General features: G+C 69.1%; 25 protein-coding genes and 4 pseudogenes. 18 read left to right on the forward strand and 11 right to left on the reverse strand.

Annotated elements, in window-relative coordinates:
• Positions 1-117 precede the first annotated feature (117 nt).
• Positions 118-399, reverse strand: coding sequence for a DUF6233 domain-containing protein (locus OG956_RS37965; RefSeq protein ID WP_330342534.1), 282 nt, complete (start codon positions 397-399; stop codon positions 118-120).
• Positions 400-753: 354 nt separating this feature from the next.
• On the opposite strand from OG956_RS37965, the gene OG956_RS37970 reads away from it, so the two are divergent.
• The 3 genes from OG956_RS37970 (at position 754) to OG956_RS37980 (ending at position 2929) form a co-directional block, all read left to right on the forward strand.
• Positions 754-1488, forward strand: coding sequence for a dienelactone hydrolase family protein (locus tag OG956_RS37970; protein WP_330342535.1), 735 nt, complete (start codon positions 754-756; stop codon positions 1486-1488).
• Between the two features lie 769 nt (positions 1489-2257).
• Positions 2258-2527, forward strand: a complete 270-nt coding sequence (locus OG956_RS37975) for a hypothetical protein (protein ID WP_443065652.1) — start codon at positions 2258-2260, stop codon at positions 2525-2527.
• Between the two features lie 156 nt (positions 2528-2683).
• Positions 2684-2929, forward strand: coding sequence for a hypothetical protein (locus OG956_RS37980; RefSeq protein ID WP_330342536.1), 246 nt, complete (start codon positions 2684-2686; stop codon positions 2927-2929).
• A gap of 278 nt (positions 2930-3207) precedes the next feature.
• On the opposite strand, the gene OG956_RS37985 is transcribed toward OG956_RS37980, so the two are convergent.
• From OG956_RS37985 to OG956_RS38005, 5 genes and pseudogenes are all read right to left on the reverse strand, one after another.
• Positions 3208-3561, reverse strand: coding sequence for an STAS domain-containing protein (locus OG956_RS37985; protein ID WP_330342537.1), 354 nt, complete (start codon positions 3559-3561; stop codon positions 3208-3210).
• Positions 3562-3852: 291 nt separating this feature from the next.
• Positions 3853-4488, reverse strand: coding sequence for a carbonic anhydrase (locus tag OG956_RS37990; protein ID WP_330342538.1), 636 nt, complete (start codon positions 4486-4488; stop codon positions 3853-3855).
• Positions 4489-4681: 193 nt separating this feature from the next.
• Positions 4682-4918 (reverse strand): ATP-binding protein, encoded by a 237-nt coding sequence (locus OG956_RS37995; protein WP_443065710.1) that lies wholly within the window; start codon positions 4916-4918, stop codon positions 4682-4684.
• 9 nt (positions 4919-4927) lie between these two features.
• Positions 4928-6161 (reverse strand): annotated as a pseudogene (locus OG956_RS38000) (IS1380 family transposase); the annotation flags it as partial.
• Positions 6162-6803: 642 nt separating this feature from the next.
• Complete coding sequence (locus OG956_RS38005; protein ID WP_330342539.1) at positions 6804-7358, reverse strand: GNAT family N-acetyltransferase; 555 nt, start codon at positions 7356-7358, stop codon at positions 6804-6806.
• A gap of 106 nt (positions 7359-7464) precedes the next feature.
• On the opposite strand from OG956_RS38005, the gene OG956_RS40375 reads away from it, so the two are divergent.
• Positions 7465-8064: a LysR family transcriptional regulator gene (locus OG956_RS40375; RefSeq protein WP_443065653.1), complete on the forward strand. Its 600-nt coding sequence runs from the start codon at positions 7465-7467 to the stop codon at positions 8062-8064.
• A 75-nt stretch (positions 8065-8139) separates the two neighbouring features.
• On the opposite strand, the gene OG956_RS38010 is transcribed toward OG956_RS40375, so the two are convergent.
• On the reverse strand, positions 8140-8907 hold the full coding sequence (locus OG956_RS38010) for a calcium-binding protein (RefSeq protein ID WP_330342540.1): 768 nt from the start codon (positions 8905-8907) through the stop codon (positions 8140-8142).
• 277 nt (positions 8908-9184) lie between these two features.
• Between OG956_RS38010 and OG956_RS38015 the strand changes: the two genes are divergently transcribed.
• A complete protein-coding gene (locus OG956_RS38015) occupies positions 9185-9955 on the forward strand; it encodes a calcium-binding protein (protein ID WP_330342541.1) in 771 nt (256 codons plus the stop codon).
• A 233-nt stretch (positions 9956-10188) separates the two neighbouring features.
• Entirely contained in the window at positions 10189-10416 is a 228-nt protein-coding gene (locus tag OG956_RS38020) for a hypothetical protein (RefSeq protein WP_330342542.1), read from the forward strand.
• A 1295-nt stretch (positions 10417-11711) separates the two neighbouring features.
• On the opposite strand, the gene OG956_RS38025 is transcribed toward OG956_RS38020, so the two are convergent.
• Positions 11712-12362: an HAD family hydrolase gene (locus tag OG956_RS38025; RefSeq protein WP_330342543.1), complete on the reverse strand. Its 651-nt coding sequence runs from the start codon at positions 12360-12362 to the stop codon at positions 11712-11714.
• Positions 12363-12995: 633 nt separating this feature from the next.
• Here OG956_RS38025 and OG956_RS38030 point away from each other — a divergent pair.
• Complete coding sequence (locus tag OG956_RS38030) at positions 12996-13745, forward strand: transposase family protein (protein ID WP_443065711.1); 750 nt, start codon at positions 12996-12998, stop codon at positions 13743-13745.
• A gap of 152 nt (positions 13746-13897) precedes the next feature.
• Here the strand turns inward: OG956_RS38030 and OG956_RS38035 are convergent, their stop codons facing one another.
• Entirely contained in the window at positions 13898-15073 is a 1176-nt protein-coding gene (locus OG956_RS38035; protein WP_330342545.1) for a PucR family transcriptional regulator, read from the reverse strand.
• A 221-nt stretch (positions 15074-15294) separates the two neighbouring features.
• Here OG956_RS38035 and OG956_RS38040 point away from each other — a divergent pair, with 221 nt between their 5' ends.
• The 6 genes and pseudogenes from OG956_RS38040 to OG956_RS38065 all read left to right on the forward strand — a co-directional run.
• Positions 15295-15945, forward strand: a complete 651-nt coding sequence (locus OG956_RS38040; protein WP_330342546.1) for a carboxymuconolactone decarboxylase family protein — start codon at positions 15295-15297, stop codon at positions 15943-15945.
• On the forward strand, positions 15938-16747 hold the full coding sequence (locus tag OG956_RS38045; RefSeq protein ID WP_330342547.1) for an SDR family NAD(P)-dependent oxidoreductase: 810 nt from the start codon (positions 15938-15940) through the stop codon (positions 16745-16747). Before OG956_RS38040 ends, OG956_RS38045 begins: the two co-directional genes overlap by 8 nt.
• 475 nt (positions 16748-17222) lie before the next feature.
• On the forward strand, positions 17223-17450 hold the full coding sequence (locus tag OG956_RS38050) for a hypothetical protein (protein ID WP_330342548.1): 228 nt from the start codon (positions 17223-17225) through the stop codon (positions 17448-17450).
• Positions 17443-18045, forward strand: coding sequence for an RNA polymerase sigma factor (locus OG956_RS38055; protein ID WP_330342549.1), 603 nt, complete (start codon positions 17443-17445; stop codon positions 18043-18045). Before OG956_RS38050 ends, OG956_RS38055 begins: the two co-directional genes overlap by 8 nt.
• A complete protein-coding gene (locus OG956_RS38060) occupies positions 18035-18607 on the forward strand; it encodes a hypothetical protein (RefSeq protein ID WP_330342550.1) in 573 nt (190 codons plus the stop codon). The genes OG956_RS38055 and OG956_RS38060 overlap by 11 nt, the downstream gene beginning before the upstream one ends.
• Before the next feature lie 311 nt (positions 18608-18918).
• A pseudogene (locus OG956_RS38065) lies at positions 18919-19074 on the forward strand (IS5/IS1182 family transposase); the annotation flags it as partial.
• A gap of 5 nt (positions 19075-19079) precedes the next feature.
• On the opposite strand, the pseudogene OG956_RS38070 reads toward OG956_RS38065, so the two are convergent.
• Positions 19080-19207, reverse strand: a pseudogene (locus OG956_RS38070) (helix-turn-helix domain-containing protein); the annotation flags it as partial.
• A gap of 42 nt (positions 19208-19249) precedes the next feature.
• Here OG956_RS38070 and OG956_RS38075 point away from each other — a divergent pair.
• A complete protein-coding gene (locus OG956_RS38075) occupies positions 19250-19582 on the forward strand; it encodes a DUF4240 domain-containing protein (protein ID WP_330342551.1) in 333 nt (110 codons plus the stop codon).
• A gap of 593 nt (positions 19583-20175) precedes the next feature.
• Positions 20176-21111 (forward strand): hypothetical protein, encoded by a 936-nt coding sequence (locus tag OG956_RS38080; RefSeq protein WP_330342552.1) that lies wholly within the window; start codon positions 20176-20178, stop codon positions 21109-21111.
• Between the two features lie 172 nt (positions 21112-21283).
• On the opposite strand, the gene OG956_RS38085 is transcribed toward OG956_RS38080, so the two are convergent.
• Positions 21284-22633: an alpha/beta hydrolase family protein gene (locus OG956_RS38085; protein ID WP_330342553.1), complete on the reverse strand. Its 1350-nt coding sequence runs from the start codon at positions 22631-22633 to the stop codon at positions 21284-21286.
• Between the two features lie 333 nt (positions 22634-22966).
• Here OG956_RS38085 and OG956_RS38090 point away from each other — a divergent pair.
• The 3 genes and pseudogenes from OG956_RS38090 to OG956_RS38100 form a co-directional block, all read left to right on the forward strand.
• A pseudogene (locus tag OG956_RS38090) lies at positions 22967-23134 on the forward strand (IS630 family transposase); the annotation flags it as partial.
• 285 nt (positions 23135-23419) lie between these two features.
• Positions 23420-24175 (forward strand): hypothetical protein, encoded by a 756-nt coding sequence (locus OG956_RS38095; RefSeq protein WP_330343050.1) that lies wholly within the window; start codon positions 23420-23422, stop codon positions 24173-24175.
• Positions 24176-24395: 220 nt separating this feature from the next.
• A complete protein-coding gene (locus OG956_RS38100; protein WP_330342554.1) occupies positions 24396-26357 on the forward strand; it encodes a trypsin-like serine peptidase in 1962 nt (653 codons plus the stop codon).
• Positions 26358-26857 lie beyond the last annotated feature (500 nt).

The raw sequence follows: 26857 nt of genomic DNA on the forward strand, positions 1-26857 counted from the left end.
ATTTCGCACTCCCAGTGGAGAGACCAGGCCAACCCTATTGGCCGGGGGTAGTGCAGTCAGTCTCCGCCCCGGTAGCAGAGAACGCGCACGTACGCACGATGATCCGAACGAAACAACCTAGTCGAGGACGCCCAGCTCGGTGTCCGGCCGGCAGTGCGGGCAGGCCGCGACGCCCTCGGTCAGCGCCCGCAGCGCGGTCGACCGGTCGACACCTTTGCTGCGTCCACCGGCGTTCCAGCAGCCGCCGACGTGGACGTACACGGCGGCCGCGTCCTGGTTGAGGCCGAGCTCCAGCAGCCAGTCGGGCACGGGCGGCCGCGCCCGCTCACTGCGCTGCTGTTCCGCCTGATGCTGTTCAGCCGCCGCAATCTGCTGCCGGACCCGGTCGAGGGACAGCACCAGTCAGGTCTCCAAGGTGAGGAGATGCGGCAGGTCGGGCGGCAGATCGTTCACATGTTTGATTCTAGAAGGTAGGCTGCCCACCGGCATGTGACTCGCAGCGATAGTTGGCCACTCGCAGTGCTACTTGGCCACGACGGCGTCCGTCGGCTCATATCCGGTGGGCTACGCTGTGCGGCTATGAATACCGGGACGGCCTTGCGCCACACACGGATCGGTGACCCGGTGCTCTTCTGAGCGCCGTACGGGCCGGTTTGGGCCCGTTGTTTGATCGAGGCTCTTGCGCTGTTGCGCGGGCTCCGCCTTCGTCGTGTTGATCACAGGCTCTGCACATCAACCACGACAGGAGGATTCATGCCCATCAAGTCTCTGCGGATTCCCACTGCGGACGGCCAGGCCGACGCGTTCGCTGCCTTCCCCGACCACGGTGAGCGGCACCCAGGGGTGCTGATGTACGCGGACGGCTTCGGCATCCGGCCCGTTCTGCGGGAGATGGCCCGCGAACTGGCCGGGCACGGCTACTACGTGCTCGTTCCCAACTCCTTCTACCGGCATGGCCCGGCACCGCTGGTCGAGCTTCCCGAGTACATCGGAGAAGAGGTCCGGCCCGCGGTCTTCGCCCAGCTGATGCCCCTGATCGAGGCGCACACCGCCGAACGTGTCCTGAGCGACGCCGACGCCTACCTCAGGTTCCTCACCACTCAGCCCGAGGTCGGCGCCGGGCCGGTCGCGGTGACCGGCTACTGCATAGGCGGCCTCTACGCGATGCGCACCGCCGCGGCCCACCCCGACCAGGTAGCGGCCGTCGCCGCGTTCCACGGCCCCGTGGGCGTCGATGGGGCCAATCTCTTCTCCAAGCTCACTGCCCAGGTCCACCTCGGCCACGCCGAAGGCGACGTGACGCCTGAGGCTCTCGGCGAGCTCAACCGGGCCCTGGATGCGGCAGGTGTCGGCTACACCTCCGAGATCTACCCCGGCACCATCCACGGCTTCACCATGTCCGACACCGACGCTTTCAGCGCCTCCGGGCTGAAGCGCCACTGGGATCGCCTGCTCTCCCTTCTGGACCGCACCCTGGCCAACAGCTGAGGCTCCAGCCCGGAAACCAAGCCTGAAACGGCCGCGATCAGCAGACGGCATGGCGGGCCACACCGATGTCTCCATGGCCGTGGCCCGCCTGTATCTGATCGGGGAACTGCGCAGCCTGCCGGGGCTGGGCTGCACCCGGCACCAGTGGTCACCTTCGGTCAATCCTTGGCATCGAAGGCGCGTGGATCTGACTGGTCGGCTGCGGGTTGCGAGCATGTCGGTGAAGTGCCTCCTGGGCGTCTTCTCGTGATGCTGTGCTGGTGGGGTGGCTAAGCGGGCCGTGGTGCCATCGGACAGGTGCGGGCTGGATCAGCTGATCGCCCCGTACTCGATCGCTGACGCCGTACGCGAAAGGCTCGTGCTGGGCGAAGGCTGGCCGAGTCGGTGGTCGTCCATATGGCGGTTCGCCGGCGGTGACGTGGTCTGGCCGGTGCGTGATCTGGCAGCGGTTCCGGTGCTGGGGCCGCAGCCGGTTCGGCGTTTCACCTGAAGGGCTCGTCAGCGTCACCGTCCGGGGCTGCAGTTCATGGTGTCCACGGGGCGTCATCACGGGTTCGAGTCGCTGGAGGAACAGCGGCTGCTGCTCGTGCTGGACTTTTTGCAGGTGGCGCAGGTGACGAAGAGGCGGCTGCCGTCTGCGGCTGGCGCTACACGGTGGTGACCGGGTGGCGGCCCCACGTGGTCGGAGTGCTGGACGCCCTGTCGGCCCAGCGCCGGCCGCTGGAGGACCGGCTGGCAGTGCAGGACCAGCTGTTGCGGGCCGTCGAGCATGGGCCCTGAGCGCGAGGCCTATGCCAACGGCCTGGGAGACGACCGGGCGCTGATCGCGGTCTCCGCCGCCTCGAACCGCTCGAAGGCAGACCAGGACCCCTCCACCTGTCTGCCGCCGGCCACCGGATACCGCTGCACCTATGTCACCGACTGGGTGGCCGACAAGACCCGCTGGGACCTGAGCGTCGATGCCGGCGAACAGGCCGCGCTCGCTGAAGTCCTCAGCAACTGCCCGGACGTGCCTGTCACCGTGATCCGGGCCCGCTGACCTCCGGTCCGCGCCCCGGTCCTTCTGCCCCGCGCCGGGCGCCGGGGCCGCGACGTCAACGCGGGCGATCTTTCCCGGATTCGGTCCCGAACCTGCCGGACGGGCTCCTACTGTCGGCTCGTCAGCGTCCAGCAGTCAGAGCCGGGGGAGAGCGGTATGCCCAGCAGGAAGAACCTCCTCGAGGCGCTGCGGGCCCTGCGCGACCACGAGGAGGCGGCCCAGCACGGCTGGGTGCTGCTCGGCATGCTGCGCCCCGACCATCACAAGGCGTGCGAACGTCCACCCCTCCCACGGATGCGCACCCCTCGGCGGGGCCAGCTCGCTGGCCAGGGCGCGGCCGGCGGCCTGGGACAGCGTGGTGCTGCGCCCGGTGTACTGCAGACGGCCTGCGGCGTTTCATAGCGGCCCGGCAGCACCGTTCGGGGTGCCGCGATGGAGCCGGTAACGGCACCGACGATGGCCTCGGTAGTGACCCGTACCTTGTACTTCCGCCACAGCCGAGTGCCCCCGAGGTAGGGCCCGTCCAGCCGCTTGCAGCACAGCCCCTCCAGCCCGGCTGCCGTCCACTCCAGCCACCCTCGAGCCACGGTCGGGCCGGTCGTCGACGGGCACAGCGTCAGCGGCGAATTCTCCGGCCGTCGCCGTCGGCGAGCACCTGGTGGTGGACTGACCGGGGCCGGTCAGCCGGTCAGGGCGGCTTCGGCGTCGGTGACGGTGGCGAAGACCTTGAGGATCTGGTCGGCTCCGGTCATGTGAAGGACTCGTTGCAGCGTGACCGGTACGCAGGCCAGGACCAGCGCCACTGCGGCCCTTTCGGCGTCACGGCGGGCCTCCAGCAGCACGTTCAGTCCTGCCGAGTCGCAGAACGACACTTCTTCCAGGTCCAGCACGACGGGCCGCTGGGCGGGAGCGATCACGTGCTGCAGCTGCTCACGCAGGTGGGACCGCGAAACGTAGTCCATGACGCCGCGCACCTTCGCCACCAGGCATGGGCCCGACGCGGTCGTCTCGACCGAGGGAAGATCGTTCACCACGCCCTGCCAACCGTCTCGCCCGGCATATGATCAGATGCCGTTGAGCCTATCCCGGCAGCGCCGATATGCGGAGATGCCTGCCCCGGGTGGGTACTTGGAAGTGGCGCGCATGGCAGCGGTCCCGGGACGAGTCGTCCCGGGACCGCTGATCGCTGTCTGAGTGCCGCCGGGGTGCAGCCTGATCCTTCCGCGCCTGGCCGGCACCGGCTGGACCCGGGCCTGTACGCCCACGAGAAGGCGGCAGTGCGGGACGGTGACGGGGCCGCGGGGGTGACAGCAGGGACCAGGTGATCAGGAGGCGGGCGTGACCTCGAGGCCGCGGGAGGCGACGAGCTGGGCAGTGCCGTCGGCGAGGCGGTAGCGCAGGCCGACCACGGCGGTCTGGCCGGCGGCGACCTTCTCGGCGAGGATCCGGGAGCGGTCCAGCAGCAGGTCGACGGTGTGCCGGATGTGCTCGGCGAGGACCTCCTGCGGCTCCACGTGTCCGGCGGCCCGCGCCGCCAGCACGCTGGGGGTGACCCGCTCGACGACATCGCGGACGAAGCCGCCCGGCGTCTGCCCGTCCTGCAGCGCGGCGCTCGCAGCGCCGACCGCGCCGCAGGAGTCGTGACCGAGCACGATCACCAGCGGGCAGCCCAGCACCTGAACGCCGAACTCGATGCTGCCCAGCACTTCCGGGCCCGTGACGTGGCCGGCGGTGCGGACCACGAACAGGTCGCCCAGGCCGCGGTCGAAGATGATCTCGGCGGCCAGCCGGGAGTCGGAACACCCGAACAGCACGGCGAAGGGCTGCTGGGACGGGGCGATCTCGGCGCGGCGGGCGGCGTCCTGGTTGGGGTGCTCGGGGGTGCCGGCGACGAAGCGCTGGTTGCCGGCCATCAGCAGCTCGAAGGCCTCGCTGGGCGTCGGGTTTTTGATCTCGCTCATGCCCCGCAGCCTAGAACCGGGCACCAGCCGTCGCACGGCCGGGGGCCGCGGGGCACCGGTGCGTGCCCGCGGCGCGGCAGGCTGCGGGTCGCCCGGTTGCGCCGGCAGGGAAGGACCGTTCGGCCGCCCCAGGCGTCACGGCCCTTCCCCGGTCGGCTTCGGATGGCTACCCCTCTTTGCCGGTTTCACGTCGTCACAGGCGGCGGCCGGCGGCGTGTCCGCCGGGGTCGTCGGCCAGCACGATTTTTGTGGTGATCCGCTTGCCCACCGGTTCGCGGTGCACGGCGAAGCTCTGGCTGACGGCCATCACGATCTCCAGTCCGTGCTGGCCGATGCGGGTCGGGTCGGGGGCGAGGAGCTGCGGCGGGGTGGGGTTGCTGTCCCAGACGGTCACTTCGACGGCGCCGTTGTTGATCTCCAGGGTGAGCAGGCAGGGGCCGGGTGCGTATTTGCGGGCGTTGGTGACCAGCTCGCTGACCACGAGCAGGGGCATCCAGGCCAGCAGGTCGAGGGCGATCTGGATGATCTCCAGCTAGACCTGGTTCTGTGCGGCGTCGTGCAGGGGTAGGTTGCGCAGGCCGGGGAGTGGGCGGCGCGGATGCGGTCCTCGGCGCGGGCCCGCTGGCGGTGCCGCAGCTCAGCTCGGCGATCGGGGTGTGCTGGGTGTTGGTGGCGAAGCAGGTCAGGCGCATGCCGTTGGCGTCGGTGAAGCGCAACTGGGCGCCGGGGTGCGGCCGTTCCTTTCGTACGATCAGCCGCCTCTCCCTGGGCCAGCCCTTGAGGCAGTCGCCGTCGAGTTCGGCCACCCAGGCGCCGTCGCGGATCTCGCCGTCGGGCTCGAGGGCCGGTGTCCAGGCCGATGCCGGGACCTTCAGGACGGCCTGGTGGATGGCGTCGGTGATGGTCATGCCGACCGAGTACGACAGCCACCGTCCGCGCCGGGTGAGCCAGGCGACGAACTCGTGGGTGCCGCCGCCGGAGTCGGTGCGGATCAGCGTCTGCCGGCCGCGCCGCAGCCGCTTCGGCAGCTGGGCCAGGGCCAGCTTGGTGGCTTCGATGTGGTCGGCGGCGGTGTTGGAGCCCGCGTTGCCCGGCCGCAGCAAGCCCACGACCGGCTCGCCGGACCCGTCACGGCCGTGGTCGACGATCCCCATCAGCGGGTGGTGCCCGAACGTCTTCTTCCAGGTCGCGGTGGCGTCCTGCTTCTCGGAGTGCGCCAGGACCAGGACCCCGTCGATGTCCACGATCACCTGCCCGCTCGCGTCCGGTGCCGCGTCACCGGCCAACCGCCATACGTGTTCGCGTACTTCGGCTCGGGCGGTGCGGAGCGCGGCCAGGACCCGATGTCCGCCCGACGCCGGCTTGCTGATCAGCCGGGAGACCGTGGGGTCAGAGGCCACCGGCCCGAACACGGCCGGCTCGGCCCGCAGCAGGGCCACATCCGCGAGGCAGTCCCCGCCCAGCGCGACGGCGAGCGCGACATCCAGCAGAATCTTGCCCAGATCGTGCACCGCCCGCGGCTTGCGCCATGGCTCAAGTGCCGCCGATATCGCCGCATCCAGACCGGTCTTGCGGACCGTCTCGACCAGCAGCACCGCCCCGGTCTGCGAAACCACTCCGCGACCGCGGCCCTCGATGCGGACACGCGGGTAGGACCCGATACGCTTCTTCACCTGGGAAGTGCCTCCGGCGGTGGCGGGAACAAGGACCTCAGCAATCCTCATTCTCGCTGGTCAGAGGCACTTTCTGCTTTTTGATCATCAGCCGGACAGCTCGCTCCGTGAAAGCGCGAGGTTAGGGTCGCATGCCGCCTCCCCACCTCCGGACTGCCCCTGAGATCGACCCTGAGGAACCCCTGACTGCAGAATGCAGCAAGCAGTCCTCTATCTGGTGGCCATGCGGACTGCGAGGTACGTACTTCAGTCGTCTTTGGCATAGTTCGCCCCCCTCTGGGCCGCGTTGGGGTGCATATCGAAGAGGTCAGCGACCAGGATGGGCGGGAGGCTGGTGACTGCTTCGATCATGGGCGGTGTTGCGTGCAGAGAGGACGGGCAGCCCGAGGTGGTTCAGCAGGTTGTGAGTGTCGATCACGTTCCGTGGCCTGCCCGATGACGTAGCCGTTGTCGTTCCGGGTGTCATCGTTCAGGCAGCGCTGGAGCCGCTCCTGGAGGTGTGGTCTCCATGTCCGAGGCACGCGGCGACACTCCCGAGCACATACTGGAGCAGGAGACCGCGGCCGGCGCCCTGCACTGGGCGCCGGGGGCCGCTCCTCAGTGGCAGGTGCTGGTGTGGGCCGGGCGGGTTTCGGTGTGTGCTTACCGGCCAGCGACTCTGGACGCGGTGACCCGGTCGGAAGGGGCGTGGGGCTGCAGGCGTTCCATCCACAGGGAGCTGATGTACTGGCCGTTTTTCAGGGCGTATTCGTGGAAGACCCCGATCTCGACGAATCCGAATTTCCGGTGCAGAGCAACCGATGCGTTGTTGGGTATGGCGATGCCGGCGAGGACGGTGTGCACGGGTTCGTCGTCCAGGAGATCGAACAGTTGACGGTACAGGGAGGTTCCGATTCCCTGCCCCTTGCTGCCATCGTGGAGCCCGATGCTCACCTCCACTGTTTCCCGGAACGCCTCCTGATCCCGGTAGCGCTGGCTGCAGGCGTAGCCGAGAACTTGCTCGCCCCGGCGGGCGACGAGTATCCGGTACGGGCCCGACGCTGCGAATTGCTCGAACCAGTCGCACCTTTCTTCGGCGCTGAAGGGCCTCGTGGCGAACCGTGCGTGGGAGGTCGCGGCCGTGTGGTTCTGGATGTCGACGATGCTGGGCAGATCGCCTGCGGTCGCAGGTGCGACTTCGATGGTCGCTTTGTTCATGCGGGAGGGCTCCTCGAGTCCGGTGAAGATCTGTAGGGCCACGCTATGGACGGGGCGGCCGAAGCGGAATCCCGCTGTGGTGAGCAGTTGGCTATAGGGTGCGCCTATGGCTCTGGAACTCGCGGACCTGCGCGTCTTCGTCACTGCGGCTTCCGTTGGCTCTCTGTCCGCCGCAGCACGTGAGCTGCGGCTCACCCAGCCGTCCATCAGCGAGCGGCTGAGCCGGCTGGAACGGCTCGTCGGTCGGCCGCTGCTGCACCGGTCGAACCGGGGCGTTTCGTTGACGCCCGCAGGACAGCGGCTCCTGCCTCACGCGGAACACTGCCTGGAGCTGGCTTCCAGAGCCCTGGACATCGCCAGGGAAGACGACACCCGAGGAACCCTGCACCTGACCACCCACGCCAGCTACGCGCCGCTGGCCGTCCCGTTCGTCATCGGCTGCTGCACGACGGGGAGTTCGACAAAGCGATCGGCAGCGCCCGCCAGGCCATGGAGAGGATCCTCTGCGGAGCCAACTGGCCTCAGATCAGCAGAAGCGACGATGTGCGCCAGCGCAGCCAGGCACAGCGGTCGAGGAAATGTGCCCGAGCTACCACGACTGCTTCGTCGGGCGACCACAGCGAGTTGCACTCGGCGCACAGCAGGAGGGATGTCCCATCGGCCTCGGAGTGGTACGGGCGGACGGAGTCGGCGATCAGCGCTCTGAGCGGGGCGCGGATCGCCGTCTCGACGCACCGAATCCCGGCTGGCGCCGACCGCGGCCGGTGCCGACGTCCGCTGACTACTTGGTGTCGACGTAGTCGCCGGCGGCGTTGGCGGACGCTGTCGTGGTGGTGCCCGCGAAGGCGTAGCGCCAGTAGCCGTCTGAGGCAGCGGTAACGGTGGTCCTCAGGGTGCCGGTGCTGCTGGTGGTGACGGTCTTGACCGTGGTGTAGGTGCTGGTACCTGCCTTGCGGAACTGCAGCTTCACCGACTGGGTGGAGTAACCGTGGTACAGGTTGTCGTCCCAGTTGGCCCGGCTGAGTTTGCCCGTCACGGTCAGGGTCGCGCCCCTGCGTACCGGTTCGGGCGAGGCGTCGGTCGTGAGCTTGGCGTACCGCTTGACGAAGAACTGGTCCTGGTTGTTCCGCGTCGCGAGGTCGTGGTCCTTGGAGCTGACCTCCAGGTACGTCTGCCAGGCCCCCGCCTGCGCATTCTCCAGCCCCCTCCCGTAGTAGCCCGGGTCCATGACGTACCTCATCGAGCAGGTGGCGGTGGTGGCGTCGACGGCCTTGCAGCCCAGGTTGTCGTGGTAACCGAAGCCGGTGGCGGTGGCCCTGCTCCAGACGTCGGAGTAGGCCGCGTTGATCCCGGAGCTGTCCGTGGCGGTGATCGCCAAGACGAAGGTCTTCTCCGTCGTGGTGCCGACCACGACGGGCTTGCCACCGTTGATCGACACCTTCGTGATCTTCAAATCTCCGTTCCCGGTCACGGCCTCGGCGGCCGGAGCGGTCAGAGCCGAGAGTGCCACCGCACACGGCAGCAGGATGCCGACGGCAAGCTTGCGCATGAAGACCCTCACAGGGCAGGCCACCGTCTTGATCCATGGCGGTGGGATGAACAACAGGTGTGCGGAGTGTAAGAGCGGGCACTCAAGCCTGTCCCGGCAGGGTAGCGATGCACATTGAGCGGCTCCCGTCGTACCTGGCCTGCCGCTCCTTCGGCTGCGCAGGGAACGCGCCCATAACAACTTGAGGTGTACGTACAACCAATCCTTCATGGTGACGGTCATCTGCACACCCGGACTCCAAGAGTCCGGCTCCCGTTCCTGCAGTCCCTGGAGAACCATGCACATTCGCACGGCCACGGCCGCCACCGTCGGCGGCCTGGCGCTGCTCGCAGTCCTCTCGCCCACCGCCCAGGCGGACGAACACAACGGCGACATCGCCTTCACCTCGGTGACCTTCAGCAAGAGCACCGTCAACGTCGGCATCAGCGAGCCCCAGACGCTGACCGTCACCGCCACCGCCAACGACGACTCCGGCATCTGGGGCATGGTCGGCCTCAAGCTGGTGAGCTCCGACAACCGCATCCAGTACCCGACGAAGGCAGCCACGTGCACGCGCCCCACACGGACGACCATGAAGTGCACCTGGTCGTACAGCCTGGAGTCCGACCGCACCGACTACGCCGACCTCCGCAACAGCTCGGCCGGCACCTGGCACCTCGACCTGGAGGCCCGTGGCAACGACGGCGACTACTACACGCTCGACAGCAGCGCCACGACGAAGATCAAGCGCTACGCCAAACTGACCACGACCCAGGCAACGCCCGAACCGGTCGCCAAGGGCAAAACGCTGACAGTGACCGGCGCCCTGACTCGCGCCGACTGGAACACCAACACCTACACCGGCTTCGCGGCCCAGAAAGTCGCCCTCCAGTTCAAGAAGTCCGGTGCCTCGACGTACACCACCGTCAAGACGGTGACCACCGACAGCGCGGGCAAGCTGAAGACGACGACCACGGCGAACGCCTCCGGCACCTGGCGCTGGCACTTCGCGGGAACAGGCACGACCAGCTCGGCGACGGCAGCGGGGGACGGGGTCGCACTGAAGTAGAACTCTGTCCAGTCACGGTCTCCGCTGCCTAGGCGGAAAGCGAACCCCCCGCACGGCAGGGACGGTCCGAGCCGGGGGTGTCGTTCGTTGCACCTCGATGCGAACTATGGGCGCGATGGTCGTTGAAGCTCACTGCGCTGGATGATCTGCCAGGCGCGGTCCATGATGGTCCGCCGCGGTTGTAGCGGTTGCTGTACTTCGCTGCTGTACAGCACCTGCCCGAAGAGGTGCAAATGGACATGCTCGAGCTGATGGAGTGGCTGGCCGAGCGCGGAGTCACGTCCGTATTCAAGGTGGACGGCGAGCGCGCCCTCCAGCATAGGAAGGCCTGGATGGTCATCGTCAGTGGTGGGCCGCTGGGCGAAGACTCGTTCTTCCGCGCCGACCTGGGGACAGCGGACGCATGTCTTGATTCGCTGCTCGCTCACCTTGAGAGCAAGGGGCTGTCACCGCTCGCGTGATCAGTGCGCGAGCGGCCGCAGCGACCTCCCGCTTTTCAGGCGAGCCCATCGCGCGGAGTGGATCATCTCCCCTTCCGCCAGCGACGGATCATCCATGAGAGCGAGATTCCGAGGGTCCGGCCGAACGACACTGTCATCGCCGTCTGCCAGGCTCTGGCAGACAAACAGTGCCCGCTCGACCGTGACCGGCGTCGGCTCATGCGTAGAGATCGAAGGTCATCGCATAACCACCTGGGTGATCGCCCCTTCTTGAGGTGATCACCTTCGCGGCTCGGGGCTGGCCTGGCAAGCCCTGAGCCTCTGGCGAGCACAGCGCGGCGGCGATCGACGCGGTCAACCGGCGCCGCTGGAGACGGCCAACCCGGGAGCCGGTCGGCCCGCCCGACGAAAGGCCCCGGGCATCCCGGTGACACGCGCGTCCCTTTGGCTCTTGTGGCCGATGATGCGCCATCGGCAGGGTGATGCTGTGATCATTGCCTTCACCCGCGACGGTGAGACCGGCACTGTGGCGGTGTCTCTCGAGCAGGTTGATGAGCCGCTGACGGTCGGCAAGCACCCCGAGTCGTGCGGTTTCCGTGCTGCACGGCTGTCGTGGACTATCCGGGCAGGGGGTATCGAGCCCTGTTCGGCTGGGTCCAGCTGGTTCAGTCCACGGACAACGCGTCCGGCGGTGCGGACTTCGACATGGACCCGCTCGTTCTGTTCGAAGATGCGCCGTCCCCCTACGCCTTGGCACGTCCTGCCGGTGGCCGGCTTCTCCTGGGGATTCGACATCGATGCGACCGGCCACATCACCCTCAGGCCCGCGCAGGCACTCACAGCCGTCGAGTGGGACAGACACCTGGCATACTCGAGCACCTGTCACCCGGCGTGGACGTTCGATCAATGGCAGGCTCAGCCCGCCTGAACCGCATGGACCCTCCAGCTGCCGGCTCAGCCGGCGACCTGCTCAGGCCGCGTGCGGGCCTGGCGACCAGGAGCGCGCCTGCGGCTTGGACACGCACTCCGAGTACCGGCGACGCCCGTGTGCGAGGGCGTTGAAGGCGGCACGCAACCGACCCGAGACAGGACCGCTGTAACCGACGGACGTCGCCCCCCCATCCCGCAACAGCTCGAGTTGATTGACGAGAGAGGGCATGACGTCTGGGGGAGGGGTTTGAGGGATGGCGGCTGGGCGGTGACGCAAGGTCGCCGGCGGTGCGGCAGATCGGCGGACGGATCGCGCCGGAGCACCGCAACGGCGGTGCTGGCAGCGCTTCTGCAGCAGGTCTCGGGACGTGACGAGTTGGCGGCGCCTATCCCGGCGTCTGGATGGTGTGGTTGATCGCAGAGGCGACGTCCTTAGCGATGTGGGTGGGCTGATAGGAGTCCTGGGTCCAGGCACGTCCGTCCGTCACCCACACGCTTCGAAGACCGAGCGCGTGGGCGCCCGCGATGTCGGCGTGGGGCGAATCGCCGATGACCCACGAGCCCGGGAGGGGGACACTGACGGCCTCGGCTGCCGCTTGGAAGATCTCCGGTTCTGGCTTCTTGTGACCGACTGCTTCGGAGACGACCCAGCCGTGGACGAGTTGGTCGAGTCCGGTCTTGCGGATCTTCGCTTCCTGCTGGGTGGTGCGCCCGTTCGTGACGATGGCGCAGGTCCAGCCGTGCGCCGTCGCTCGTCCTAGCGCCTCGCGGGCCGAGTGAGCCAGGACCACGCGGTCAGAGGCGCCGTTGTCGAGCAGGGCGCGGATGACGGCGGTGGGCACAACGCCGCCGTATCGGTCGGTGAGGGCTGCGGCGAGTTCGCAACGCGCGGTGTAGCCGCTTGCGTCGAGCGCCATCACCCATGTGAGGTCGGATTTGGGCAGGTCGTGCTCGGCAAGAAAGTCGGCGACGGCGGCGCGGAAGGCCGCATCCCGGTCGACAAGGGTGTTGTCGAGGTCCAGCAGCAACAACGGCATGACCGGGAGTAGACCACGGACAGCCGGCTCGACGCGGCCGGCGGGCCGCGAGGAGACGGGGCAAGTGCCCACCGGCGGGACCGTGCGGCGATTGTTCCGGCTTGAAGTGGCTCCGGCTTCCGGTCTGCTCCGGCCCCCCTTCGCCGGGACGGCTGTGCTGGGCGACTTGCTGTGGGAGAGAATGCTGGGCATGACGACTTGAAGAGCACCGGCCGGGCGGCAGCACTGGCGCAAGGTCGGGACCTGGGGCACGGTCTCCGACGGGGACTGTCGGATCTGTGCCGCCTGCGGAACGCCCGTCCGCTCGTACCAGTACCGCTTCTATCCTCCCGAGTCGTCCATGTTCGAGCGGTGCGTCGGGCTCGCCTGGTGTTCCAGTTGCCGGATCTACTCCGGCTATATGGTGCACGTCCCGCGAAAGCGGATCCTGGTCGACGCCCTCGCTTCGCTTCCTGGCGAACGACGGGAGAGGCTTGCACATTCGGAAACACGGCTGATTGAGTTCCTGGACCGCCAGGCCCGAGGCAACAGGGATCAACGAGTTGGTGCGTGATAGCGGGTGGGCATGCTTTCGTGGTGAGGAGCACGGTCGATCGGGCGGTGTTGGCGCATCCGTTGTTCACGGGCGTCTCGATGGCTCATCTTGCGTCGCTGGTTGAGGAGTTGGCCCGTCTGTGGGCAGCCGCGGTGGAGGGGCGGCGTTTCCAGCAACGAGGCGGTGTGAGGAGACGCGCGCAGGGTGCCGGTGCCCGCTATCGACTGGTGTTCGTGGACCGGTTGGTCGTCACGCTGATTCACCTGCGGCACGACCTGCCTCACGTGGTCTTGGGTGTGCTGTTAAACGTTGATCGGTCGACTGTCACCCGGGCCGTCGGTGAGATACGCCGACTGCTGGCGGAGCGGGGTTTTGCTGTTCCCGACAGGCTTGGCCTGCGGCTTCGAACGCTGCAGGACGTGTTCGCCTACGCCCAGGCCGCGGGTGTCGAGTTGAGGTTGGACGCCACCGAGGTGCAGGTGCGACGGCCGGCCGCCGGCCCGGGTGGCAGGCGGGCATTCGTGTCGGGCAAGAAGAAGCAGAACACGATGAAAGCCACTGTCATCGCTGACCATCAGGGTCGCACCCTGTGGGCCGACGGCCTGCGGCCAGGGCGGATGCACGATGCGACCGCAGTTCGCGCCGCTGGCATCACCGGCTGCTTCCAGCACTTCGACCTGGTGGAAGTGCTGCTCGACGACGGCTACCTGGGCCTGAGCCGTGACCATCCAGGCCGACCCCGCCCGCAATCCGCCCGGGGGGTGCCCCTGTCTCTTTGGTCAAGGGGAGTTGGGTCGGCGAGCCGGGCAGGCATGGCAGGGTGGCTGATCTGTTGTGGAGGGACGTGAGTTCCGTGCCGGCGTGCGGACGGCGGCATGGCGTTCCCCGCGCGCCGACCCGCTGAGGCCAGGGGAGCCGAACTAACCGGGCGGGGGCCCGCTGTGCCGCCCGTCGCAGGTGGCGGCGGCCCTGAGGGATTGCCGCGGGCGTGCTGGCCCGGTCATGCGGGACCTCGTGCCGGTGTCGTGCCCAGCTGCCGTGCCGCCAGGGCCCAGCTGAGCTCCACCACGGTGTCCGGAGCGTCCAGGCTCGTGCCGGTCAGCTCCTCGAATCGGCGCAGCCGGTAGCGGACGGTGTTGACGTGGACGTGTGCGCTGCGGGCGACTTCGCGGACCTGTCGGCCCTGCTCCAGGTACGCCCGCACCGACTCCTCGATCAGCGTACCGAACTCTCCTTGCGCCTCCAGGGGGCGCAGGTAGCGGTCGCGCAGCAGATCGGCGAGTTCCGGTTCGGCGACGACCGCCGCCCGCCAGGACAGGTCGCTCAGGTCGTACACACCGCGCAGACCGTAGGCACGGGCGGCCTCCAGCATCCTGCCGGCGACACGGAAGGAGCGGTGCGCCGCGGCCAGGTCCGTCGGCGGGCCGAGCCCCGCCGTCACCGCCAGGTCACCGGTCTCAGGCTTCCCCTCGACGACTCCGGCGACTGCTTCGTCCAGCACCGTGAGCAGCGCCCTTCGACCGCTGCGGCGGCAGTGGGACTCGAGGGAGCGCGACAGCGCGTCCGAAGCCGCGTCGCCGTCCGGTACGGCTCTGACGGCCCGGTACGGCCGCGACAGGTCCAGACCGTAGATCGCAGCGCCGCTGTGGATCTCCACCGCGCTCAGCGTCCCGTAGAGCACTCCGCGCAGGAAGTCGGCGCGGCGGCGGGCGTCGAACAGGGCGGCGGCGACCTCCGCCTGCCGGTGGACCGCGGCGATCTGCAGGCTCGCGACATCCGCGAGCTCCCACAGGCAGGTGGTGCGGTCGATGACGAGACCGGGGTCGAGACCGCGTTCGGTCGCCTCCGCGATGAACAGATCCCGTATCGCGCTCAGCGCCCGGCGGAAGGCGCGGAGCCCGTCGCTGAGCGACACACCCTGGGCGACCCGGTCGCGGGCGACTTCTGCTTCACCGAAGTCTTCGGGTGGAGGCACCGTCCCCTCTCGCAGCACGGTCAGAGCCCGCTGGAAGTGCCGGTGCCAGATCTCGTCCAGCAGTTCCTGCGGCACCGCCCTGTAGGACGGGATGTGATCCGTCAAGTCCGCGTGCAACCGCCCACCCAGGTGCCTCTGCTGCGCGGCCATCGCGGCGATGACCCGTTCGAGGGGCGCTGCCGTACCCGACTGTCCGGGCATGGACCTCACCTCCGCCCTTCCAGAAACCCGCCGTTGTGCAACGGAACAATATGCCGACCTCCTCCCTTGGCCGGCGAGCCGGCGACAGGCACCCGTCTCCGACAGCACAGTGGCACTGCGGCGGAAGCAGTGCACAGGCGCACCCAACGCGGCGCCGATCACCCGTGCTCTGACCGCCTCCATGGCAACGATGCACCCCGACGAACAGTGCGGAGACCTCCATGCCCGACGATCACCCCGTGCGGCCCCGCCCCGCTGCCGCCGACACCGGCCCGCGCCTGGCGCCGCTGCCAGAGGACTGCTGGGACGCGACCACCCGGGAACTGCTCGCCCCGATCCCCCGGGATGCCGACGGCCGCCTCGCCAACGTCTTCACCACCTTGGTGCGCCACAACGGTCTGTTCCGGCACTTCCTGCCGTTCGGCACCCACCTGCTGCGCGGCGGCCGGCTTCCGGACCGGACCCGGGAACTGCTGATCCTGCGTACCGCGTACAACACCCGGGCCGGTTACGAGTGGGGGCGGCATGTACCTCTGGCCAGGGCTGCCGGAATCACCGGCGAGGAGGTCCGGCGGGTGGGCGCGGGCCCGGACGCCCAGGGGTGGGCGCCGACCGACGCCTGTCTGCTGCGTGCCGCCGACGAGCTGCACCGGGACGCACGCCTGTCCGCTGCCACCTGGTTCGCACTCGCCACGGACCACGACGAGGCACAGCTGATCGAAATCACCATGCTTGTCGGCCAGTACCACATGGTCGCCTTCTTCCTGAACTCCGTCGGCACCCCGCTCGAGCCCGGCTACGCAACGGAAACCCTGCCCGGTCCCACCGAAGCTGGCCGGGACACGGCGGAAGGAGCATACGGCGATGTCTGAGCCCCAGCACCCCACCACCCGGCCGAACGGCCTCCTGACCGGCCGAAACGTCCTTGTCGTCGGCGCGGGCACCCGCCCCAGCGACGATCCGGGGGCCCCGGTGGGCAACGGGCGGGCGGTGGCCGTGCTCGCCGCCCGCGAAGGAGCCTCCGTGGCCTGTGCCGACGTCTCGCCCCGCGCCGCGGCGGCCACCGCCGCACTGGTCGGCGAGGAGGGCGGCCGTGGCGTCGCCGTGGTCGGAGACGCATCGGACCCGGGCCAGTCCTCGGCCGTGGTCGCCGAGGCCCTCAGCGAACTCGGGGCGCTCGACGCCTTGGTGGTCAACGTCGGCATCGGCCTCGGTGCGGGCCTGGCGGACACCTCACCGCAGCAGTGGGAACGCGTGCTCGCGCTCAATCTGGGTGCCCCGTTCCTCGCCGCCAAGTACGCACTGCCCGCGATCGCAGACGGGGGCTCGATCGTCTTCGTCGGTTCCGTGGCCGGCCTGCGCGCCGCCACCAACTCGCCCGCCTACGACAGTTCCAAGGCAGGCCTCTTCGGTCTCACCCGGCATGTGGCCAAGGAGGGAGCGCCGCGCGGCGTCCGTGCCAACCTGGTCGTCCCGGGCTTGATCGACACACCGATGGGCCGTGAGGCATCGGCCCGACGCGCCTCGCGTACCGCCTCGTTCACCCGCATACCGCTCGGACGCCAGGGCACCGCCTGGGAGGTGGCCGAAGCCGTCACCTTCCTGCTCTCCGACCGTGCCTCCTACATCACCGGGCAGAGCCTAGTGGTGGACGGAGGACTGAACGCCGTCTGAGCAGCCGGTGCCAGTCTCCGGGGCGAGGGCGGTCCCCGGCGGGCGGCGCCGACAGGGACCGCCCCGCCGACCCGGACTCCTCGGCCGGACCACAGGCGCCGCGCTCTGTTCCCCCACCCGAGGACGGGTAGCGGAGCGTGCGTGAGGGGCTGTACCGCGATGGAGTGCCGAGAGCAATCAGCTTTTTCATGGCTGCGCCCCTCAGTGGGTCAAGGGACGAGTATCGCGCGTCTGCGCACCTGGCCGGCGTCGAGATCGTCCAGCGCGTCCTGGAAGCGGTCCCGATCAGGGCGTGCCGGGGCTTCGGGCCGGGCGGGCCGGGGGATGGGGGCGAGGACCAGGCCCAGACCCCCCGGACTCTCATATCCACGGCCTCTGACCTGCGCGTTGTCACCTCCGCGCACCCTCTGAGCACTAGTTGGTGTGGGCGATGCTCCTGGCGGCGTCGCGTGGAACTCCGACGGAGGGGACCGGAATGCCGGAGACCGTGATGGCATTGGCTTCGACGGCGCTGGTACTGACCGGGCAGCTCGCCAAACGGTGGATCGTCGGCCGGACCCGGGTCCGTCTGGCGCAGCTCTACCAGCGAGGTGTCACCGAACGCGTCCGCCAGTTGCCCCCGGGCAGCGTGCTGATCGAACGACGCTCTGAGAACGAGCTTCGGATCGAAATCGGCGGGACGGGTGAGGGGAGCCATGACTGACCTGGAGAAAGAACGAAGCGTGGGAACGACCCCTCCCGGCACGGGCCCAAGGCGCGCGGTCGGCCAGACCGGACGGTCGAAGGCCATGGTGCTCGAGACGGCCCAGAGTGCCGACTTCACCCATTTCTACGAAGAGAATCTGGGGCGCCTCATCGCGCATGTGATGAAGCTGGGATCTCCCTACGAGGAGGCCGCCGACATCGTACAGGAGGCATTCATCGCGGCCTTGCCGCAGTGGGACGCGATCGCCCACAAGAGGGCCTGGCTGAGAACCGTGTGCATGCGCATCCACGTCCGGTACCGCCGTCGAGGCAGGCAGCAGATCTCGTCCGACGAGGTCGACTCGCTTGACTCCGACCGGTCCGTGGAACAGGTGGAGTTCCGGGACATGGAGCGTCGTGTGCGCGAGGCCATCGCCCGGTTACCTCGGGCCCAGCGCGAGGTCATGGCCTGGGACCCCGAGGAGTTCACCGTGGCGGAGATCGCCGCGGCCCTCGGCTGCACGGTCGCGTCGGTGAAGACCAACCGCAGCCGTGCGCGGGCCCGGCTGAAGGCGGAACTCGGCCTGAAAGAAAGGGATCGCGATGGCGACTGACGACAGCGACACCCGGCTCGACGCACTTCTGCGTTCGGCGCACGACGACGTCGCGGACGTCGTGGCCTCCCGACTCGATGTCGCACGCAGCCGAACGGAACTCCTGGTGGCCCTCCGGTCGGCTCGGTTCGACGACCGCGAGTGCGTTCCGTCGGCGGACAACCCGCAGGCACGGGCACTGTTGAGGCTCTTCGAGCAGGTCGGACATGACCTCCACGAGATCGACGGATGGCTGCAGGAACGACTTATGGACACCCGCAGCCGCGATCTGCTCCGCAACGCGGGAGACCAGGTGAGCCGGTTGTTCGAGGGCATCGCCCGCAGGACTCTGGACGGACCGGACGCGTTCGATCTGCTGACGCGCGCGCGAAGGCTGACCCGCACCCTGGACAGCACCTTGCGTACAACCGTCTTCGTCCGCGCCGACCAGCGCGGGCAGCTGGACTTCGAGCCGATGGAGCGATTGGAAGACGTGATGAGAGAACTGGGCCGTGCGGAACCACTCCTGCTCAAGCTGTACGCGGACGACGGGACGCCCACCGGCACTGGGGTTCTGGTCTGAGCCCTCTTCCGGGCCCTCCATCTCGCCTGCGTCACACGTGTACTTCTGCGAGGACTGGATGCTGGTCCACCATGCGAAGGGCTCGAGCCTGGCCCTCACCTACCCCGCCTGGCGCCCGAGGGGTGACAGCCACCCGCCGATGGTCCCGCTCGCCGTGAAGTCGACGACGAGCTGCCCGTTGCCGTCGTCCTCGACGCGGTGTTCCTTTGCCCGCAGCGTGGGGGCGTGGTAAAGGGTGGGTAAAGTCGGGCGGCGCACGGGCGACCGCACTCCACAGCATGCTCCCGCACCAGGACCCCATCCAGACCCAGCGGACGATCAACCGCGCCCTGTCAGCAGCGCGAGCGCCCGTCGAACGAAGCGTCGCGAGGCTGAAGTCCTGGCGCATCTTCCGCCGAGCCCGTTGCAGCCCCAACCGCTTGTCGTCAATCACCGCCGCCATCCTCACCCTGGAGCGTCAACGCTGAGAACGCTCAATGATGCGACCGGCCGCGGACTTCGACACACCGAACAACGGCGCCAGTTGCCGTGTCAGGTTGGTCCTCCAGTTTGCGGCGACCAGCAACACACGGTCGCCAGCGGCAGCCTCCACGGACGTGGGGCTGCTCCGATGACCGGTTCAGCGACTTCACGGCGGATCTGGTGGCGCTCGGACGTGAGTGGTACGAACGGGCAGCTGCCTGCCCAGACGCCCTTGCCGAGCATCCTGCTGTACGTACGGCAGCAGCTGCTGGGGACCAGGACGTCATCTTCGACGAAGACTTCAACTTCGTAGCGTCAAGGGCATATGAGCGACTGACCGGTGACTCGGACGCCTTCTGGGAGGCATGGGAGGTCTACGTCGGCTCTCGTGCGTCGATCGAGGAGGAGGGCAACGAGGACATGGGCGAGCCGTTCGACCTCGGCGATGCTCAACAGATGCGCCGAAATCTGCCGCGGTTGGCTGCGCTCCATCTCGGTCCCGGATCTGACTGACTTGAACAGAGGGGCCGTGGTTCCGGAGGCCCACCGACACCCAGGCTGCTTCCGGTCGCAGGCGCGGCCGCGCATCGCAGCTCCCGCGCCGCCACCGCCCGACCGGCAAGCGCTGACCGACGTGCCCCGCGCGTCCCGGCGGGCGGGACGCGGTGGGTGAGGGCAGTGGGTGTCGTCCCGCACGACGGACCAGCTCCGGCCGGCCGCTCCCCGGCCCGGCCCGGCACGGGCATGCTGCCGCCAGCCGCCCGTCCGTACAGGGGCCGTGCGGCGCCTCTACTGCCGAGCAGAAGGTCCCTTGTGGCTCTTGCCTCCGGCCTGGACAACGACGAGCTGGCCCGTGAGGACTTCGAGGGCGGCCGCTACCAGAAGGTCCTGGATCGGTACGAGGAAACCCGCCCGGACACCCCCTGCTCCGGGTCACGGCATTCCTGCAGTTCCCCGACTGAGCTACCGAGGACCTCTGGCTCTGATGTCCGCGCGGACTGCACAATTGGTGATCCAGCGCGACGCCGTCCGCGTCCGCATGGCCCGGGGGGTGTTGTGTGTCACTGAGCTCCAGACGACTGCGCAGAACGGCGGAGCAGGAGAGCATGGCCGCCATCCAGCACATGCGGGGCCGGCGGCCCCGGCAGGCGCTGGAGAGCAGCCGCGCAGCGGAGGCCGCGGTCCGGCGATTGCGGCAGATGGAGCCCGACGACACACAGCATGTGCGGGTGCTCGCCTCGATCCTCTACAACCAGGCGATGATCCAGGCCATGAACGGCGCCGTCGCCGACGGCATCCTGGCCGCCCGCGGCGCCGCCGAGGCCTACGAGTCCTTGATCCCCGGTGTCGGCCCCGAGGAGGCTGCCGCGTCCGTCGCGCTCCGGTCCGCCGGGGGCTTCCTGCACGGCCCGCCGGACGACGGCGTGCCCGTCCACGAGACGGCCCTGGAGGCGGCCGATGCCAAGGCCCGCCTGTGCGGCCTGCTGGCCGAGGCTCACGGCGAGCAGGCCCTGACCGAAGTGCGCCGCCTGGGCGAGGAGGCCGTCGCCGTGTACGAGGCGGTCGCCCGTGTGCTGCCGGGGCACGAGGCCGGACTGCAGCGGGTGCGGTCTTTGTGCGCGGCGGCCCTGGAGGTTGCGGAACCCGAGCAGGAACTGCAGGAGGTCTCACACCTGCGGGGCCTGGCGCGCTTCCGGGTGCCGGCGCACTGGGCGGTGCTGGCCGCCGACGGCGCTACGACCGCGGACGCCCCGGGCATCGGACGGTTGTCCGTGCGGGCCAGGATCGCCGACGCGGACCCGGCCCCGCCCGGCACCCCCGGTGCGGCCTTGGACAACGGCTGCACCCTGCGCAGCACGGACACCGAGGCACCCCTGCCGAACCGCCCCGCCCGGCGGATACGGCAGTGGGATCTGGTCCAGCCGCTGGCCGACCAGGTCCGGGTGGTGACCTTCACTTTCGACTACGACGCCGCGGGGGGCCACGCCAAGGCGCTCGCCGTGTTGGAGCGCGAGGTCCGGGCGGTCGTGCTCGGCCCCTGAGGTCCCGGCCGACAGGGGCTAAAGGGGGCTAGAGCCGGTCACGGTCCGGGCGGCGACCACCAGCAGCGGTACGACGATGTGCGAGCGGCCCACTGGACGGCGGCCGAGCAAGCGGAGCCCCTGAAACACCGAAGGGCGGACCGCGAACAGGACCCGCCCTTCGGATGTCCGGTCAGCGGACGAAGGAGATCTCCGGGTAGTTCTTGTCGGGCCCATCCAGCTGGGTGCTGTGCTGGTGGCGCAGCTCCTTGTCGAAGAAGGCCGCGAGGTAGACGCGCTGGATGGCGATCGCGCGTTCCGGGTCGATCGTGCCGAACATCTGCTGGAGCTGGGCCTGGGAGAGCCCGAGCAGGCCCGCCTCCTGCGGCACCATCCACTCGTTGTCGCTGAACGACAGGTGCGCCGCGCCATGGAGCTGGATGTCGACCCGGTATCCCTTGAGGTGCGACCAGAGCGTGCGCCACGACCCGTCGTTGTTGCGGTTGTGGGTGCCGGAACTGAAGAGCATGAAGGGGCGGTCCAGGTCCTTGCTCGGCGCCGTACCGAAGAACTGGCCGTCGAGGTCGGCGCCCGCGGCGATACGGTGGTCGAGCTGCATGGAGGTGTCGACCGCCGCGCCGCCCAGCGACCAGCCGAACATCCCGATGCGGGACATGTCCACGGCCTTCGACAGCCCGGTGGGGAGCGTGGGGTGGCCGGGGTCCGGGTTGCCGCCCTTGCTGATCGTGCCGAGCTGGTTGATGACGAACCGGATGTCGGCCGCGCGCACCTTGAGCGTGTCGGAGGAGTGCGCGCCCGCCGGCATCGTGTTGACCTCGAGCCGGTTGTGCGGGAACTGCACCTCGTTGGCGTCGTGGGTGTGGTCGACGGTGACGACGAGGTAGCCGCGGCTGGCGAGGTCCTGGGCGAGCGCGGTGCCCATCGCGCGGTCCGAGTGCAGTCCCGTCGAGTACAGCAGGACGGGCAGCTTGCCGAGCTTGGCGTTCACAGGGGCGAGGACGTGGCCCGCGGTCCTCGGCAGGCTCACCTGCTGCGGCGACAGCCCGCGCGAGGCGAGGAAGTGGGCGCCGGAGATCGACGGCATCCACGGCGCCTGATAGTGCCCGGAGGTGGCGGTGGCCGGGTACCAGAGCGACACCATCAACTCGCGAGGGGTGCTGCCGGGGACGTACGGATCCGTACGCGACTTGTCGACGAGGTGCAGGCCGACCATGCCCACGCTGTGCGGCCCGGTCGGTGCGGGCATGTCGAGCTGGAGAGTCGACGTGTCCGTGCGGCCGCCCGTGAGGGCCTCAGGGTGTAGGGGCTTGTGGTCCAGCGACGCCTCGTCGTTCTCGGGCGCCCAGGGTGCCTTCGGATCGGGCTGGTCGGGCGAGTACCCGGTGGCCGAGGGCGTGCCGGGCGTCTTCCCGGCGGCCATGGCCGGCGTCATCCCGGCGCCCAGGGCGACGGCCAGCGCACCCGCCGTACCGACGGCTCTGGCGATCACTCTTCGGCGGTGGCGCGGGCGGCGGTGTTTCATGGGACCCCCTTGTTGGTCAGTGATCGCGGAACAGGCGATCGAATGCCGCACACCGTACCGCTGGGCGGTCGATGGACTACGCGGGGACCCCGCAGCCGGCAGCGCCTCCCAGCCGTTGTGCGCACCGAGTTCACAAGCGGCCCGGCGAGCAGTGGTGCACTGACACATACGCGTCCCGCCGAGTCTCTGCTCAGCGAGGACCCAGTCGCTCTCGCAGTGCAACAGGCCGTACTGCTGCGGATTCGCCAGGAAGTGCTCTGACCGGAAGGCTCGCCGGGTTGGCGGTGGGAGCGGCTGGACGGCGGTGACGTCCGTTCGACCACTGGAGGTGTGGTGGCCGAACCTGCGCGAGTGCGCAGACCGACCGATCAAGAAGGGCAGAAGCTGCAGGGGGTCGTGCGTCGGGGCGGTGCGAGTCCGGTGCGCTGTCGTGTGGCGATGATGCCGTTGGCGTCCGCCTTTGGGAACCGCGTTCCGGTGATCGCCAGGCTGGTCCAGGCCAAGGGGGGACACTCGTCCTCGGCGGGGGTCGTGCATTGTGAACGTCTTTCGCAACCTGAGGTGCGTCTTTGCCCTCTTCCTGCAGGGCGGATCGATGTGGCCTTCCCGGCTCAGCCGTCCTGTAGCGAAGGGGGATCGTTGTTGCGCAGTGCAGTTCAGGCCGTTCGGGTTTCCGGTCTTGCCGTAGCCCTCTTGCTGGGAGGCGCGGCGGGGGTGTCGGCCGCCGAGGGCGCGAGCCCGGCTCCAGGCGGCAGCCCGTCTTCGGGGGTCCGCCTGGAGTACCACGTGGCTCAGAACCTCCCGCTGGAGGCGGGTGACGACATCTCGTTCAGCCTTGAGGGAATGCCACCGGGGTGGGACAGGGTCGAGGTCACCTCCCCGGCTCTGCAGGAGCCGATCCCCTTGACTCCCCTGAAGAAGGGGTCGACGCAGTCGGTTCAGGTGGACGCGCCGGGAACGGACCACCGTGTCCGCTCGGGCCTGCGCGCGGGCACCTATCCGGTCACCGCGACGAGCCACGGTCGTACCATCGCCACCGCACAACTCAAGGTCCTGGCCGAGAACGCTGCGCAGATCTACCGGTTGGTCATTGGTCCCAGGAACGCCTCCCCCGGCAGCGGCACACCCGCCTCCCTCCGGCCGGGCAGCGAGGTCCGGGTGGTCCTCACCGACCTGCGGGCCGCACCGGGGGAGGACTCCCTCACCGCCACGTCGCCCATCTTCAAGGGTCCGTTGACGATCAGGACGGGCAGCCCGGACGACCCCGGCTGCAAATGCGACGACCCCGGAACGGTCTACGCGGGCCACGGACAGCTGCGACGCGACGTATCCGACGGCCGCTACACCGTGACCGTGGTCAGCCACCACGGGCAGCAGACCACGAAGCAGCACGTCACGATCGCCGGCCAGCCTGTCGCGGACGGCAGCGGCCCGTCCTGGGCGGTCGCCGGTGGCGTCGCGGCCGCGGGGCTGGCACTCGCCTCCGGCGGCGCGCTCGCGGTACGGCGCCGCCGCTCACGGAAGGCTGCACCCTCCGCCTAGCGGCGGACCCTGCGGCCGCGGACCGTCCCCTGGGCGGGTCGAGCGGGCACCGGTGGGCGCGCGCCGAACTGTGTTCCCCGCCTTCTTCGCCTTCCTCGGTTCTTCCTTCGTCTTTCCTTTGCTTCCTCCGGCCGCTTCCGGTCCGGAGGCAGTTCGTCCATGACTCAGAAAGCATTCCTTGCATACTTCACACAGACGAATATCGCGCCTCGTGGTCCTCGTGGCCGGAACTGTCCTGCTCCTGACCGGAGGGGGGAGCCTCGCCCAGGCGCAGGCCATGGTTCAGGACGTCACAGCGGCGCCCCACCTGAGTCCGGCGACGGTGAAGTCCGACGGCCCGTCCGCTGGAACCTCAGCCGGACCGTCCGGTGAACCCGCGTCCTCGTCCTCTGCCAGCCCCTCGGCCGGGACCGGCACCGGGGAGCCCTCGGTCTCACCCTCGGCGAGCGCGAGCGGGGCGGCCGCGACCGAGACCGGCGACGACGGCTTTTCGGACGAGGACGCCATCCGCTTCTGGACGCCTGCCCGCATGGCCTCGGCCACCGACCCGGCACAGCACGCGCAGCAGGCGGACCCGAGCGCCAGGGCCCGGTTGCGGCGGGCGGCGCCGGCCGCTCCTGGCGTGGCGGCCGACATGCCGACCGCGGAGCACATCCTCGGCCTGCCGTCCGTCGGGACGATCTTCACCTACGACACGGACCCGACCACCCAGCGGATGCACGCGCACCATTGCACCGCCAGCGTGGTGGAGAGCCCCGGGCGCAATCTGATCCTGACCGCGGGGCACTGCGACGGGGGTAAGGCCGTCTTCGTCCCCATGTACGCTGCCGAAAAGACGCTGGACAAGCAGACCTTCGGGTTCTACCGGGTCGCGAAGTTCTTCACCGACAACCGGTACGTGCACAACAGCAAGAAGCCCATCTCCGACCTGGACTTCTCCTTCGGTCGGCTCGAGCCTTCGAGGAGCGGCAAGCAGGCGCAGGACGTGGTGGGCGCGAACACGCTGGTGCGCACGCCGGGTTACCTGAACAAGGTCACGTTGCTGGGCTACCCCGCCAGCCACGACCCCGAGGACCATCCGGTGCGGTGCCCCACGCAGACGGAGGCGCTGCCGGGCTTCTACCAGATCCAGGCCAAGTGCCGTGGCATGTGGGGCGGTGTCTCCGGCGGTCCCTGGTTCTCCAAGGTGGACTGGGCGAAGGGCACCGGGGAGATCATCGGCAACGTCGGCGGGTACAACGGCGGCGGCAACGACGACGACGTCGACTGGCTCACCTACAGCCCCATGCACGGCGACTGGTTCTTCCGTCTGTACGACGAGGCCAAGAACAACCAGGTCCCCCAGCACGGCAGCACCTACAACCAGCCGCCGCTGCCGTACTCCATGGGCGGCGGTGAGACCTGGTCCCATGCCAAGCTGCTGGCCTCGGGCGAGTACACCGGCGACGGCAAGGGCGACCTGATCGTGGTCTGGACCGACGGCGAGGTCACCCTGTACACCGGCGACGGCAACGGCGGCTTCACCGGCGAGCGCCAACTGTCCGCGCGCCACGGCATCTTCCAGAACACCAAGTCCATCACTGGTGGGGACTTCGCCGGCGGCACCCGCTCCGACCTGCTGGTGGTGTTCGACTCCGGCGAGGTCAGACTCTTCCCCGACATCGGCACCAAGGGCCTGGACGACGGGATCAAACTCGCCGACGCCGGATCCATCTGGAGCCACGCCGACCAGATCACCGGCGGCAGCTTCGGCACCGCGAAATACATCAGCGACCTGCTGGTGCGCTGGAGCGACGGCGAAGTCACCGACTACACCGCCGTCGGCGACAAGGGTTTCGGCACCGAACACCAGCTGCAGAAGAAGAACAGCGCCTGGAAGGACGCCACCCTGGTCACCGCGTGCGACTTCACCAGCGGCAACAACTGGGACACCCTGGTGCGCTGGTCCGACGGACACGTCTCCCAGTTCCAGGACACCGGCCCCAGCGGCACCGGCAAGGAAATCCAGATGGCTCCGGCCGGCAGCATCTGGTCCCACGACTCGGTGATGACAGCGGGCAGCTACGACTCCAACGGCTGGCCGGACGACCTCGTCGTCCGCTGGTCCGACGGCGAGACCACCATGTACACGCACACCGGCGCCACCTTCGGCACCGAACACATGCTCGTCGCCCCCAAGTAGCCACCCCACAACCTGCCCCACAGCGGGCGGATCCGGGTGCCCGAACCCACAGCGCCACCCGGATCCCTCTGCAGGGCTATCCCCGCGGCTCGTTCCTACGGGCCTATGTCCAGCGCATCCCGGTCGCGATTCACGCGTCGCCGACACAACTGCAGAGGATCACCACGCCAAGGCCGAGCTCATCGCGTCCTACATCAACAGTGCACCCGAGGAGTACCTGACCGCGAGGCCGCATCCGTCGGACAGAGCGGCCTCGCCAGCCGGGCGGATGGGATGGGGTCTACTTCTTTCGGTGCGAAAGGTCAGCGGCGGCAACCGCCTTATGGAGGCGGGGTGTTCGCCCTGCGGCACGCGGCACGTGGTATGGCTGGCTGAGGGGACCGGCCGCCGGGCACATCGCGGCTCCTTCCGCAGGATGCCTGCTGGCCTGCCGTGTCCGCCGGAACGGGCCGCGATACACGCTGCTGCGCGTACAGGCCCGTCAGCGGCGGTGCATGCTG

It is taken from the genome of Streptomyces sp. NBC_00557, assembly GCF_036345995.1.
Lineage (GTDB): Bacteria > Actinomycetota > Actinomycetes > Streptomycetales > Streptomycetaceae > Streptomyces.